General features: G+C 71.5%; 12 protein-coding genes. 8 read left to right on the top strand and 4 right to left on the bottom strand.

Features of this window, described 5'->3' with window-relative positions:
- The first annotated feature begins 48 nt into the window (after positions 1–48).
- A complete protein-coding gene (locus ACYVL2_RS14510; protein ID WP_460544523.1) occupies positions 49–798 on the top strand; it encodes a M50 family metallopeptidase in 750 nt (249 codons plus the stop codon).
- On the opposite strand, the gene hrpB is transcribed toward ACYVL2_RS14510, so the two are convergent.
- The gene (gene hrpB, locus ACYVL2_RS14505; RefSeq protein WP_460544521.1) at positions 773–3,232 is read right to left on the bottom strand and encodes an ATP-dependent RNA helicase; all 2,460 of its coding nucleotides are present in this window, start codon (positions 3,230–3,232) and stop codon (positions 773–775) included. The genes ACYVL2_RS14510 and hrpB overlap by 26 nt on opposite strands.
- 63 nt (positions 3,233–3,295) lie before the next feature.
- On the opposite strand from hrpB, the gene ACYVL2_RS14500 reads away from it, so the two are divergent.
- Positions 3,296–3,859: a COG4315 family predicted lipoprotein gene (locus ACYVL2_RS14500; RefSeq protein ID WP_460544519.1), complete on the top strand. Its 564-nt coding sequence runs from the start codon at positions 3,296–3,298 to the stop codon at positions 3,857–3,859.
- 9 nt (positions 3,860–3,868) lie between these two features.
- Here ACYVL2_RS14500 and ACYVL2_RS14495 read toward each other — a convergent pair whose 3' ends face one another.
- The gene (locus ACYVL2_RS14495) at positions 3,869–5,380 is read right to left on the bottom strand and encodes a protein kinase domain-containing protein (RefSeq protein WP_460544517.1); all 1,512 of its coding nucleotides are present in this window, start codon (positions 5,378–5,380) and stop codon (positions 3,869–3,871) included.
- Positions 5,381–5,445: 65 nt separating this feature from the next.
- On the bottom strand, positions 5,446–5,832 hold the full coding sequence (gene msrB / locus ACYVL2_RS14490) for a peptide-methionine (R)-S-oxide reductase (protein ID WP_460544515.1): 387 nt from the start codon (positions 5,830–5,832) through the stop codon (positions 5,446–5,448).
- Between the two features lie 107 nt (positions 5,833–5,939).
- On the opposite strand from msrB, the gene ACYVL2_RS14485 reads away from it, so the two are divergent.
- The 4 genes from ACYVL2_RS14485 (at position 5,940) to ACYVL2_RS14470 (ending at position 10,657) form a co-directional block, all read left to right on the top strand.
- Entirely contained in the window at positions 5,940–6,971 is a 1,032-nt protein-coding gene (locus tag ACYVL2_RS14485; protein ID WP_460544513.1) for a lactonase family protein, read from the top strand.
- Between the two features lie 74 nt (positions 6,972–7,045).
- Positions 7,046–7,654, top strand: a complete 609-nt coding sequence (locus tag ACYVL2_RS14480; protein WP_460544511.1) for an acyl-CoA-like ligand-binding transcription factor — start codon at positions 7,046–7,048, stop codon at positions 7,652–7,654.
- 123 nt (positions 7,655–7,777) lie between these two features.
- Positions 7,778–10,024: an MMPL family transporter gene (locus tag ACYVL2_RS14475; protein WP_460544509.1), complete on the top strand. Its 2,247-nt coding sequence runs from the start codon at positions 7,778–7,780 to the stop codon at positions 10,022–10,024.
- Between the two features lie 63 nt (positions 10,025–10,087).
- The gene (locus ACYVL2_RS14470) at positions 10,088–10,657 is read left to right on the top strand and encodes a hypothetical protein (RefSeq protein ID WP_460544507.1); all 570 of its coding nucleotides are present in this window, start codon (positions 10,088–10,090) and stop codon (positions 10,655–10,657) included.
- Between the two features lie 28 nt (positions 10,658–10,685).
- Here the strand turns inward: ACYVL2_RS14470 and ACYVL2_RS14465 are convergent, their stop codons facing one another.
- Positions 10,686–11,702, bottom strand: coding sequence for a pirin family protein (locus ACYVL2_RS14465; protein WP_460544505.1), 1,017 nt, complete (start codon positions 11,700–11,702; stop codon positions 10,686–10,688).
- 85 nt (positions 11,703–11,787) lie between these two features.
- Between ACYVL2_RS14465 and ACYVL2_RS14460 the strand changes: the two genes are divergently transcribed.
- Positions 11,788–12,273 (top strand): MarR family winged helix-turn-helix transcriptional regulator, encoded by a 486-nt coding sequence (locus ACYVL2_RS14460; protein WP_460544503.1) that lies wholly within the window; start codon positions 11,788–11,790, stop codon positions 12,271–12,273.
- A gap of 44 nt (positions 12,274–12,317) precedes the next feature.
- Positions 12,318–14,012 carry a DUF2264 domain-containing protein gene (locus ACYVL2_RS14455; RefSeq protein WP_460544501.1) on the top strand — a complete coding sequence of 565 codons (1,695 nt, stop codon included), beginning with the start codon at positions 12,318–12,320 and terminating at the stop codon, positions 14,010–14,012.
- The last annotated feature ends 4 nt before the right edge of the window (positions 14,013–14,016 follow it).

The raw sequence follows: 14,016 nt of genomic DNA, 5'->3' as shown, positions 1-14,016 counted from the left end.
CCCCGTACCGTTCACCGCGCGTCAGATCCCCCTGAAAGACGAGGACCAGTGGAAGCAATCGACATCTTCATCGACCGCCTCACCCAGACGCAGGAGACCCCTCCGGCCGGCATCATGCTGGCGTGCCTGGCCGCGGCGGCCGTGATGGTCCTCTACACGCCACTGTGGCGGTGGAGCCGCGGCCTGGTCACCATCGCCCACGAAGGCGGCCACGCACTCATGGCGGTGCTGATGCGCCGCCGCCTCACCGGCATCCGCCTCCACGCCGACACGTCGGGACTGACCTTCTCCCGCGGCAGACCCACCGGCTTCGGAGCGGCGATGACCCTGCTGGCCGGATACATCGCCCCGGCCGCCCTCGGCCTCGGCGCGGCCGCCCTGACCGGCGCCGGCTACATCGTCGCGCTCCTGTGGATCACGCTGGTCCTGCTGGCGATCATGCTCGCGTTCATCCGCAACTGGTACGGCGCGCTGGCCCTGCTCGTGGTCGGCGCCGGAGTCTTCGCCGCGACCTGGTACGGCAACGCCATCGTCCAGACCGTGGCCGCCTACCTCGGGGCGTGGCTGCTCCTGCTCGGCGCGGTCAAGCCGGTGATCGAACTGGGCGCCCGCCGCAGGCGCCGCCGCGGCTCCGGAGCCTCCGACGCCGACCAGCTCGCCGGGATCACTTCGCTCCCGGCAGGGGCCTGGATCTTCGTCTTCACGCTGATCACCATCGCAGCCGCGGCCTGGGGCACCTGGCTGCTCCTGCCGTTCGAGGAGTGGGACCTGCTCAACGGAGGCGTCGTTTCGTCTTAGCGGTCGGCGGCGCCGAGTACGGATCCTCGGGCCAGGGGTGCTTGGGGTACCGGCCGCGCATCTCCTTGCGCACCTGCTGGTACGGGCCCTCCCAGAATGAGGTCAGGTCCGCGGTCACCGCCAGCGGACGCCCCGCCGGGCTCAGCAGGTGCAGCGTCACCGGCGTCCCGGCGATCCGAGGGGTGCGCTCGGCGCCGAACATCTCCTGGAGCTTGACCGCCAGCACCGGCGTCGGGCCCGAATAGTCCACGCGCGCCCTGCGTCCACTGGGCACCGGCAGCGCCTCGGGCGCGGCCTCGTCGATGCCCGCCTGCCACGGCAGCAGGTTCCGCAGCGCCTGACCGACCGGGATCGACTCCACGTCGCCGCGCCTGCGCGCTCGCGACCACCACGGCTCCAGCCAGTCGGTGCCGGCCAGCAGCGCCCGATCGCTCACGTCCGGCCACGGGTCCCCGATGCCGCGGTGGCAGAAGTCCATCCGCTCCCGCAGCCGCTTCGCGTCCTCCGACCAGCGCAGCAGCTCGAGCCCTTCCAGTCGCAGCCCTTCGGCCAGGGCCGCGCCGACCAGCTCCGGGTCGGGATCGCGCAGCGGCCTCGCCGACACCTCGATCGCGCCGAGGGTCCGGACGCGGCGGGCGGTCACGTCGCCTCGCTCGGGATCCCACGCCACCCGATCCGACACGCCGTCGCCGACCAGCTCGCAGGCCAGTTCGCCGTCGATCGGCACCGCCGCGCGGACGATCGCGGCCGCGCGCCCGGGGGAGCGGTCGGCGTCCGCGACGGCCAGCCATTCGCTGCCCGACAGAGGGGAGCCCTCGGCGGTGACCGCACCGGTGCCGGCCACGGTCCGCCACTGGGATCCGGTGCGCTTGGCGACCCGCTCGGGGAACGCCAGGGCCACCACCGTGGCGGCCGCCTCGTCGTCGCCGACGCGTCGCCGGACCTCCGGGGCGCTGCGGCTCAGCCGCCGGACCTCGTTCTGCCACTGGCGGTCCCGGCTCGACCGCAACCGCCGCCACTCGGCGAGGAGGTCGTCGCTCCTACCGCGCCGGTCGAGCCCGAGCAGCGCCGCGACTTCGGCGGCCCGCTCGGTGCCGACCCGCTCCGACCCGTCGATGAGCGCCCGTGCCAGGCGCGGATGCAAACCGACCTTCGCCAGCGTCCGGCCCCGTTCGGTGGCCGATCCGTCGTCGGCGATGGCTCCGAGGGACCGCAGTGTCGCCTGCGCGGCCTCCAAGGCCCCGGCCGCCGGCTGACCCGGCAGCGCCAGGCCCTCGACCGGCGTGCCCCAGCAGGCCGCCTGCAGCGCGAAGGAGGTCAGGTCGGAGGAGTCGATATCGGGAGTCGGCTGCGCCGGGCGGCGCGCGTGCTCGGCCTCGCTCCAGCACCGCCACACCGCGCCGGGGGCCTCGCGCCCGGCGCGCCCGGCCCGCTGGTCGCACGAGGCCCGCGAAGCCGGGACCGTCGTCAGCCCCGGCAGCCCCCGCGAGTGGTCGATGACCGGACGTCGAGCCAGTCCGGCGTCGACGACGATCCGCACCCCCGGCACGGTCAGGCTCGATTCGGCGATGTCGGTGGAGAGGACCACGCGGCGACGGTCCGGATCCGGCCGCAAGGCGGCGTCCTGCGCGGCCGACGACACCGACCCGTGCAATTGATGTATATCGACATCGAGGTAGTCCAGTTGGTCGGCGACCCGCCGGATCTCACCGGCGCCGGGCAGGAAGCACAGGACATCGCCGTCGTCGGCATGAAGCGCCCGGTCGACCACGTGCGCGACATGCGACAGCAGCCGCGGATCGACCCTGAGCCCGTCCGGCGGAGACGTCCGCTCCCGCGGCGGCGCCCAATGCAGGTCCACCGGGTGACGCATCGGCTCCGACTCCACCAGCGGAGCGCCCTCGAGCAGCCGCCGCCACAACCCGGTGTCGGCGGTGGCCGAAGCGGCGACGACCGCCAGGTCAGGACGCAGCACCTGACGAGTCTCGATGAGGAACGCGCAGGCGGTGTCGGTCTCCAGGTGCCGCTCGTGGCACTCGTCGAGCATCACCGCGTCGACCCCGGGCAGCTCCGGATCGGCCAGCAGCCGATTGAGCAGTACCCCGGTCGTCACCACCTCCACCCTGGTCGCCGCCGAACGGCGCGACTCGCCCCGGATCTGATAGCCCACACGCTCGCCCGCCGACTCGCCGAGGATCGAGGCCATGCGCCGCGCCGCCGCCCGAGTCGCCAACCGCCGCGGCTCGGCCACCAGCACCTTGCGCGGCGGGGCGTCGGCGTCCAGCAGCCCGGCGAGGGCCAGCGGAGCGAGCGTGGTCTTGCCGGTGCCCGGAGGCGCGGCCAGCACCGCCGTGCCGGTCTCCTCGACGGCACGCAGCAGCAGCGGAAGCGAATCACGGATCGGCAGTTCGGGAAGAGCGGGCATGCGGACCATTGTCGCCCCTGGGACCGGCGTGTTCCGCGGACAGGGGCCGCCGACGGTTATAGCGTCGGACCCATGGGAGAGAAGATCACCAAGCACCGGCTCCACGCCGCGACCGGCAGCGCCGCGCTGGCGGCCGCGCTCGCGCTGACCGCTTGCGGCGGCGACGATGAGGACGCCGATCCAGGTTCGCGCTACGGCGCTCCCGAGACCGACACCGAGACGCCCACCGACGCGGCCACGACCGAGGACGACGCGGGAGGCGCGGGCTCCACCGTCGACGAGCTCGGCCTCGCCGAGACCGACCTCGGTGAGGTGGTCGTCGACGGCGAGGAGATGACGGTCTACCTGTTCACCGAGGACGCCGGCGGCACGCCGACCTGCTATGAGCAGTGCGCCGAGAACTGGCCGCCGCTCCTGGCCGAAGACGACGGCGAGGTCGAGGTCGGCGACGGGCTCGACGAGTCACTGGTGGGCAGGGTCGAACGCGAAGACGGCTCGATGCAGGTCACCTACAACGAGCACCCGCTGTACTTCTGGGTCGACGACGCCGCGCCCGGAGACATCAACGGGCAGGGCGTCAACAACGTCTGGTACGTCCTCGACGCCGAGGGCAACGCCATCACCGAGATGCCGTGACCGCCTCGGTCAGGTGGTGCAGAGCAGGCCCGGGACGTAGTAGAGCGTGATCGGAGTGTCGTAGCCGACGTCGCTGCCCTCCGACGGCTGCTGCTCGACGACCTCGCACTCGTCGGCGTCCTCGTCAGCGGACTCGGCGACCTCTTCGACCACGTTGTTGAAGCCCTCTCCTTCGAGTTCGGCCTTAGCGTCGGCGACGTCGTCGCCGACGTAGTCCTCCATCGTCAACATTCCCGATTCACCGGTCGGCTCCGAGGGCGCCTCGGTCGTCGGCTCCTCTTCGTGCTGGTCGTCGTCTGAGGCGTCGTCCTCCTCCTGGTCGTCCTCGGTCTGCTGCTCCGCTTCGTCGTCGGCGGCTTCGGTGGTCTCGGCCGCCTCCGACTGCGCGGGCGCTCCGCTCTCCGGGCCGTCGCCCGCGGTCGGCGTCTCTTCGCCGGCCGACCGCCACCACACGGTGAGCGCTATGAGGAGGATGAGCACGCCCGCGACGGTGAGGATGACCGGCACGACCTTGCTGCGCTCGGGTTCCTCGAAGTCGCGCGGCGGCGGCAGCTCCCGGCCCGGCGGGGGAGAACCGGGGTCCTGCATGCCCATCGCCTGCGTGTGCTGACCGGCCGGGACCATGCCCTGAGCCATGGCCCGCGTGGACCGGTTCGGCGGCGAGGTCGGCGGCAGGATCGCCGTCGTCCCCTGGCCGGGGGCCATGCGCCCGTCCCGGGCCGCCTGCGCCAGTTCGCCCGCCGAGGCGAACCGCTGGCGGGGGTCCTTGACCAGGCATCGCATCACGATCTGCGCCACCGGCGGCGGCACGTCCTGCGGCAGCGGCGCGGGCTGCCCGGTCATGTGCTGGGTGATCACCGCGGCCGGGTCGCCTCCGCCGAACGGGGCCCGTCCGGCCAGGCACTCGTAGGCCACGATCCCGAGCGAGTACTGGTCGGTCGCGCCGGTGAGGTCGCCGCCGGAGAGCTGCTCGGGTGAGGCGTAGTGGAGCGTCCCCATCACGGTGCCGGTCTCGGTGAGCCCGGCCTGGCCGCGGGCCGAGGCGATCCCGAAGTCGACGATCTTGACCGCGCCCTCTTCGTCGACCAGGAGGTTCCCCGGTTTGATGTCGCGGTGGACGATCCCGGCCCGGTGCGCCACATCGAGCGCTTCGGCGGCGGTGGCCACGATCTTCAACACCTCGGGAGGCGAGAGCCGCCCGCGCTGGGCGATGACCTTGTCGAGCGAGGTGCCGCGGACCAGCTCCATGATCAGATACGAGATCACGCCGTCGGGCCCGGGCTCTTCGCCGTAGTCGTAGAGCGCGACGATGCCCGGTGACTGCAGTGCCGCGACCGCCCGGGCCTCCTGCTGGAAGCGGGCGCGGAAGCGGTCGTTGCCGGCCAGGCCGGAGTGCAGCAGCTTGACGGCGACGACGCGGCTCAGGCGCGTGTCGGTGCCGCGCCACACCTCGCCCATGCCGCCGGCGGCGAGTCGGTCGTCAAGGCGGTAGCGGCCGGCGATCAGGGTCCCGATGTGCACCTCGGCCCTCTCCTCAGCTTCGGGGGAACGATGAGAACCCGAGCTTAGTAGGGCCGCTCCAGCGCCTACGCCTCCGGTTCGAGCGTGAGGCTGACGGAGTTGATGCAGAAGCGGGCGTCCTCGGGGTTGTCCCAGCCTTCACCGTAGAACACGTGGCCCAGGTGCGAATCGCAGTTCGCGCAGCGCACCTCGGTCCGCTCCATGCCCATGCTCCGGTCCTCGATCAGCCGGACCCGGTCTCCGGCCATCGGGGTCCAGAAGGAGGGCCATCCGCAGCGGGAGTCGAACTTGGTCTCCGAGGAGAACAGCTCGGCCCCGCAGGCCCGGCAGCGGTAGACCCCGCTGCGTTTCTCGTCGACGTACTCGCCGGTCCACGGGGCCTCGGTGCCGCCCTCGCGCAGCACGCGGTACTCGGCTTCGGTCAGCTTCTCGCGCCACTGGTCGTCGGTCATGCGATCGAGTCTAGGCCGCCGTCGTCCCTCGCGGTCGTACCGAACGATCACGGCTTTCGAGTCGTGCCGCCCTCACCGGACTCCCGCCGGCCCCTAAGATGATGCGAATGCGGTATCTCTTGGGCGACTACACGACCGAAGGCGGACCCGGTCTGGTGGTCGCCGGCCCGGACGGGCTCGCGTCACCGGCATCGGTCGAGAATCCCTCCTGGGTGGCCACCGGGGGACCTGGCGGCGTCGTGTACACCGTCAGCGAGGCCGAGCCCGGGTGGGCCGCCGCCTGGCGCGTCGCCGAGACCTTCTCACTCGACCCGGTCGGCACCGCCAGGCCCACCGGCGGTTCGAACCCGTGCCACGCCGTCGTCCACCCCTCCGGCAGGTGGCTCCTGGCGGCCAACTACGGCGACGGTGCCGGCGGCGGTTCGGTGGCGGTGCTGCCGATCGCGGCCGACGGCTCGCTCGGGGAGCCGACCGACGTGTACGACCTCGTCGGCTCCGGTCCCGATCCCGAACGGCAGACCGGGCCCCACGCCCACCAGATCGTCTGCCACGCCGGCCGCGTGCTCGTGGTCGACCTCGGCTCCGACCGCGTCCACACCTTCGACCTCGACGGCGACGGTCGCCTGAATCCGGTGGCCTTCACCGTCTTCGAGCCCGGCTTCGGTCCCCGGCACCTGGCCTTCGTCGGCGAGCGCGCGGTCATCGCCGGCGAGCTGGCCAACGCGGTGGTCACCGGCGCCTTCGACGGGAACTCGGCGCAGTTCGTGCTCGGCCCGACCCTGCCGCTGCCGGGGACCGACCCGGCGGACCTGGCCGCGCTGCCCGACATCGGCCTGCCCGAGGACGTGCCGCGCCCCTACCCTGGCGCGGTGGTACCGGACCCCGAACGCGGCCTGTGCTACGTCACCGTCCGTGGACCCGACCAGGTCACGGTCATCGACCCGGCTCGTCCGGCGCTGGTGCGCTCGGTCCCGGTCGGGGCGTCGTGGCCGCGCGACGCCGCGCTGGAGTCCGATGGGAACCTGCTGGTGGCGTGCCAGTTCGGCGGGGTCGTCACGCGCGTCGACCCGACCGGTGAAGCGGAGGCGCACGCCGTCTGGGAGTGCCCCGGCGCCTCTTGCGTGAGGCCTCTCACCTAGGAATATTGCGGATTCTGCAAAATTTCTCCGAACGAATCTTGTAAACGGTGGCAACCCCGGTTAGGGTTGCGGCCATGGCAGATCAGACGGGCCTTCGCGAACGCAAGAAGGCCGCCACCAAGGCGGCCCTCGGCGACGCCGCGCTCCGTCTGGCGATCGCCAAGGGCGGCATCGAAGCGGTCAGCGCCGACGAGATCGCCGCCGCCGCGGGCGTCTCCGCCCGCACCTTTCACAACTACTTCCACTCCAAGGAGGACGCGCTCCTCCACGACTTCAACGAGCACACCCGCAAGATGCTCGCCGAGCTGCGGGAATGCTCCCAGCACCAGCCGATCTGGGACGCCCTGCGCGACGCGTGCCTGAGCCTCAAAACCGGCGAGCACTGGGACGTGGAACTGCTGCGGTGCAAGGACGAACTGATCGCGAACTCCCCGTCGCTGATCACCCACCAGGCCGGCCAGTTCTTCGAACTGTTCAACGACGCCCTCGGCATCGTGGCCGAAGCCACCGGGACCGACCCGAGCGACCTGTACCCCCGACTCGTGCTCGGCAGCGCGCTCATCGCGATGAAGGTCGCCCACCAGCACTGGCTCGCCGACCCGGACGCCGAACCGCTCGAAACGGTCATCACCAGATCCTTCGCGCAGTTCGAGGCCGGCGTCACCAGACCTATAACCGAATAAGCGAAACACCAGGAAACCCGCCGCCGAAGACGTCGGCGAAACACCACCGGCCCGCCCGGCTCCGCCGCCACACCCACAATCCCCGGCGGGGCCGGGTGGGAGCACTGATTGGAGCACCCGAGCGTGGCAAACTTCCTCTACCGACTCGGCAGAGGGTCCTACCGGCTGCGATGGCTCGTCCTCGTCGCCTGGGTCCTCGTCGTCGGCGTCGTCGGCGCCGCCGCGGCCGCCCTGCAGCAGGAGACCAACCCCGAGTTCACCCTCCCCGGAACCGAGTCGCAGGAGGCCTTCGACCTCCTCGAAGAACGCTTCCCGGAGATGAGCGCCGACGGCGCCGGCGCCCAGATCGTCTTCGCCGCCGACGAAGGCGAGACCCTCGCCGACGAAGGCAACGCCGCGATCATCGAGTCGATGACCGCGACCATGATGGACTCCCCCCAGGTCCGCGAAGGCGGCGTGGTCGGTCCCTTCGCGACCGACCCCGAGGGCAACCCGATCGGCATGATCTCGGCCGACCAGACCATCGGCGTCCTCGACGTCACCTACACCGAGCCGACGATGGAACTCGACGAAGGCACCGTCGAATACCTCGAGGAAGCGGTCGAAGAGGCGCGCGACGCCGGTCTGACCGTCGAAGTCGGCGGCGACGTCCTCCAAGAGTTCGAAGTCGGCGGCACCACCGAGCTCATCGGCATCGCCGTGGCGCTGCTGGTCCTCATCGTCACCTTCGGCGCGCTGCTGGCCGCCGGTCTGCCGATCGTGACCGCCGTCCTCGGCGTCATGCTCACCACCGGCGGCATCGTGGCGGCCACGTCCTTCATGGACGTCTCGGAGGACACCGGCACCCTCGCCACCATGATCGGCCTGGCCGTCGGCATCGACTACGCCCTGTTCATCCTCTCGCGCTACCGCAACGAGCTCGCCGCCGACGGCCGCTTCGACGACCGGTCGGCCCGCGCCGACGCGATGGGACGCGCCGTCGGCACCGCCGGCTCGGCGGTGTTCTTCGCCGGCCTGACCGTGATCGTCGCCCTCCTGGGCCTGTCGGTGGTCAACATCCCGTTCCTCACCGAAATGGCCGTCGCGGCCGCCATCACCGTCCTCATCGCGGTGGTCATCGCCGTGACGCTCCTGCCGGCGCTGGCCGGGTTCACCGGCAGGCGGGTCTTCACCCGCCGCCAGCGCGCCCGCATCGCCGAAGGCCGCCACGACGACAAGCCGAACCGCGGACGCCGCTGGGGCGGCTTCGTCGCCCGCCACCCGATCCTGGTCGGACTGGTCGGCGTGATCGGCCTGGGCACCATCGCGTTCCCCGCCACCGACCTGGAGCTGGGGATGCCCGACGCCGGGTCGTTCTCCGAGGACAACACCGCCAGGCGCGCCTACGACCTCATCAGCGAAGGCTTCGGCCCGGGCTTCAACGGGCGGCTCCTGATCGTCGGCGACCTCGCCGACGGCGCCGACCCGATGGCCGCGGCCCAGAACGTCACCGCCGAGCTGAACGCGGTCGACGGCGTCGCCATGGTCGGCCAGGCGTTCCCGAACGAGGCCGGCGACACCGTCCTGGTCAGCCTCATCCCCGAGACCGGGCCGGCCGACGAGGACACCAACGACCTGGTGCACTCCATCCGGGACGTGCTCGCCGACAGCGGCGACGCCGACTGGGCGGTCACCGGAGGCACCGCGATCAACATCGACGTCTCCGACACCCTCAACGACGCCCTGGTCCCGTACATGCTCGTCGTGGTCGGACTGGCGACGCTGATCCTCCTGCTGGTGTTCCGCTCGGTCATGGTGCCCATCACCGCCACGCTCGGGTTCGTGCTGAGCGTCATGGCGGCCCTGGGCGCCCTGGTCGCGGTCTACCAGTGGGGCTGGCTGGCCGACGTGTTCGGCGTCGAACAGCCCGGCCCGATCATGTCGATGATGCCGATCATCATGATCGGCCTCGTCTTCGGCCTGGCGATGGACTACCAGATCTTCCTGTTCACCAGGGTCCGCGAAGCCTACGTCCACGGCGACACGCCGAAGCAGGCCATCCAGGACGGCTACGCCCACTCCGCGCGCGTCGTGGTCGCGGCGGCGCTGATCATGATCAGCGTCTTCGCCGCGTTCATCTTCAGCGGCGAGGTGTTCATCGCCTCGATGGGCTTCGGCCTGGCCGCGGCAGTCGCCTTCGACGCCTTCGTGGTCCGCATGGCGATCATCCCCGCGGTGATGGCGCTCCTGGGCCGCGGCGGCTGGTGGCTCCCCAGGTGGCTGGCCCGCATCCTGCCGAACGTCGACGTGGAGGGCGAGCGCCTGCAGCGGCGACTCGCCGAAAACCGCTCCGACGACGAGCGCGAGCTCGTCGGAGCCTCGGTGAAGTAGCCGAACGGGGGCGGGCGCCGTCCCGCCCCCGTTCGACCTCCCGAAGTGAATATCGAGTCGACAATGATGCTCAGCCTCTTGTTCGCGGTCCTGCTGCTGGCCGCGCTCGTGATAGCCGACTTCTTCGTGCCGATGCTGCCGAGCGCCACCACGCTCGCCACCGTGGCCGGGTTCCTCGTCGGCAACAGTCTCATGATCGCCGGGCTCATCGCCTGCGCCGCACTGGCCTCATGGCTGGGGGACGTGCTCGGCTACCACGCCCTGCGGCACGCCAGGGCCCGCCTGCGCCGCCCCATCCTCGGGTCGGCGCGCATCGTCCATCTGGAGCTGCGTCTGCGCGCCACCCTGCGGCGACGCCCGAGGTGGACGACCGTGGTGGCCCGCTTCATGCCGGCCGGTCGGACCGCGCTGGCCTGGGCGGCGGTCGCCACGCCGGACTATCCGCACACCAGGATGGCGGCGGTCGCCGCAGCGGTGTGGGCCTGCTACATGGTCGGCGTCGGCCTGCTGATCGGCTGGATCTTCGGGCCCGGGCTGCTGTCGGCGGCCACGACGGTCACGTCGGTGGTGGCCTTGAGCCTGGTCCTGGGCTGGTGGGCCCGCGGCGCACCGGTCGAACCCGCCGAACGTTGAAGGGCGGCCCGTGCGGGCCGCCCTTCACTCAGACCTGCTCGCAGCCGCCGACGTACGGGTCCCCTGGGTCGGGGGCGTACTGGCGCCCTTCGCGGCCGGCGGGTATGTGTCCCATGCGCCCGGCCTGGAAGTCCTCGACGGCCTGGACGATCTCGGACCTGGTGTTCATGACGAACGGGCCGTAGCGCGCGACCGGCTCGTTGATCGGCTCGCCGCCGAGCAGCAGCACCTCCATCTGCCCGGTGGTGTGGTGCTGCTCCGGTGCGGCGGCGACGGTGAGGTAGTCGCCTCCGGGCGCGAAGGACGCCAGCTGCGACTCGCGCAGCGGCCGCCGCTCGTCGCCGGCGGTGCCGTCGCCGTGGAGGGCGAACGCCAGCGCCGAGTAGCGCCGTCGCCACGGGATCCGGATTTCGGCCCCGGGGGACAGCGAGGCGTGCGCGAGCGTGATCGGCGTGTACGTGCGGCCCGGCCCGGTGTGCGAGCCGAGCTCGCCGGCGATGATGCGGACCAGCGAGCCGCCGTCGGGCGAACTCGCGAGCGTCAGGCCCTGCCCTTTGATGTCCTGGTAGTTCGGCGGGTTCCACTTCGCGGACTTGGGCAGGTTGACCCACAGCTGGACGCCGTCGAAGTCGCCGCCGGTCATGACGAGCTTCTCCGAGGGCAGCTCGTCGTGGAGCAGGCCGGACCCGGCGGTCATCCACTGGGTGTCGCCGCCGCGGATGACACCGCCGCCGCCGTGCGAGTCGGTGTGCACGAAGGTGCCGTCCATGAGGTAGGTGACCGTCTCGAAGCCGCGGTGCGGGTGCCAGGGCGCGCCCTTGGCCTCGTGGGGCTCGTAGGCGGCGACCATGTGGTCGAGCAGCAGGAACGGGTCGGCGTCGTCGATCAGGCTCGGGCCGGGGAACGGCCGACGGACCGGGAAGCCGCCGCCTTCGAGGGTGCGGATCGAATCGACGATCTTGGCGACCGTCCGCGGTCGCGACTCCAGCGCCGGAGCGTCGAGGCGCGGGAGCGCGAGGATGTCGGGCGCGGTCACTGCTGGCATGAGGGCCTCCTCGAGTCGTCCAGCCTTAGATGTTTGGCCAGCCAACGATATCATTGGTCGACCAAGTATTGCTAGGCTTGGACCCATGGCAACGACACCGGCCGCCACCGAACCCGCAACCGACGTCTGCGACACCGAAGCACGCGTCGGCCCCGTCGGCCACGCCCTGTTCCGCGTCGCCCGAGCCCACCGCGCCGCCGCGACCCGCCTGCTGCGCGAGATCGGCCTCTACCCCGGCCAGGAGATCATGCTCGGCCACCTCGCCGACCACGGCCGCACCCGCCAGTCACGCCTGGTCATCGAACTGAGCATCGACCCCTCCACGGTCACCAAGATGCTCCAGCGCCTCGAGAAGCAGCACCTGGTCGAACGCCGCCCCGACCCGACCGACCGACGCGTCACCGTCGTCGACATCACCGAGACCGGACGCGACCTCCTCGCCCAGATCGAGGAGCGCTGGCGCCGCCTCGACGAGATCACCTGCGCCGGGTTCAGCGACGACGAGCGCGAACAGCTCGAACGCGTCCTGGAACGACTCGAGTCCAACCTCAGGCCCTGCGAAGAGCACTGATCCGGGGCCACGGGCCACCGCGGCCGTTGATAGCGTCGGCGGGTGTGACTTCACCTTTGCGAACGTTCGGTCCGCTCGAGCACACGCACGCCGGCTGGAACGCCGCCGCCGCCTCGATCAGCCGCCCCGCCCTCGAACTGGCCGCCAAGGGCCCTGAGGCGATGCCGGTGACCATGTCGAACCACTCCCACGCCGAGAACTGGTTCGAGCTGCTCACCCGACCGCTGTGGGGCCTGGCCGCCGCCGGCGACGCCGTCCCCGAAACCTTCTGGACCGCCGCCCGCGAAAGCCTCACCCGAGCGCTCGACCCCGACGACCCCTGGTACGTCGGCGACCCCGCCGGCACCAGCCAGCGCCTCGTCGAAGCCGCCGCCGTCGGCTGGGGCCTCGCCCTCGCCCCCCAGCACCTGTGGGAACCCCTGGCGCCCAAGACCAAAGACAAGGTCGCCGCCTGGCTCCAAACCGCTTACGTCACCGACGTGGCCGACTGCAACTGGCACTACTTCCCGGTCTTCGCCGGCCACGGCCTCGACCGGATCGGCGTCGAACGCGACGCCTCGGTCGCCACCGCACACCTGGAGCGGATGGGGGAGTTCCAACTCGGCGACTCGGTGTTCGAGGACGGCCCCGGCGGCCGGGTCGACTACTACAACCCCTTCGCCTTCCACACCTACGCGCTGCTGCACTACAAGCTCAGCGGCGACGACCGCTACGTCAAGCCCGCCGCGGAGTTCGCGCGCAGGTTCCGGGCCTGGTTCGCCGCCGACGGCGCCGCGGTCCCTTACGGCCGCAGCATGGGCTACCGCTTCGCCCAGGGTTCGCTGTGGGGCGCGCTGGCCGCGGCCGACGTCGAGGCCGTGCCGTGGGGCGAGGCGGCGGGGTTCGCGCGGCGCCATCTCCAGTGGTGGTGGGACAAGCCGATCCTCGACCCCGAAGGGCGCCTGACGGTCGGCTACGGCTATCCCAACAATTCGCTGGTGGAGCAGTACCTGACCGCCGGCTCGCCGTGGTGGGCCATGAAGATCTTCACCGGGCTCCTGGCCGGAGCCGACCACCCATTCTGGACGGCCGAGGCGACCGTGCCGGAATCGGGCATCGTGCCGCACAAGGCCGCCCGCGCCGTGCACGTCCGCGACCGCGCCGGCCACGTCACCCGGCTCAACGGACAAGCGTGGCACCCGTGGGCGCGCGGCGGCCAGGAGGCCTACGGCAAGTTCGCCTATTCGACGCTAGCGGGATTCTCGCACGCGGTCAGCGGGCCGGGCCTGGAGTGCGCGGTGCCCGACGGGGCCCTGGTGCTGTCCGAGGACGGCAGGCACTGGCGCGGACGCGAGGACTCCTCCGAAGGCGAGATCGACGGCAAGGGGGTCCTCACCGTCGACTGGCAGCCGTGGGAGGACGTCTCGATCACCACGTCGCTGGAAGCGGCCGTGGACGGCTGGCACGCGCGGATCCACATCATCGAGACCGACCGGACGCTGCACACCGGCGAGGGCGGTTGGTGCGTCCCGCGCCCGGGCCATGTGGCCGACATCGGCGACAACCAGGTCTCGGTGACCGGCGGCGGCGTCCGCAGCGACGTCATCGACGCGAGCGGAGGCCGCGAACCGGCCCTGATCGAACCGATGGAGGGCACGCACCTGTACTGGCCGCAGACCGCGCTGCCGGTACTGCGAGGCCTGCTCGAACCGGGCAAACACATCCTCAAAACCCTGATATATATCGGCACCGAGTTATAAGCCC

This window comes from Glycomyces halotolerans (genome assembly GCF_054779575.1).
Note: the sequence above shows the minus strand (reverse complement) of the source record. Positions and strands in the feature narration are given on the sequence as shown.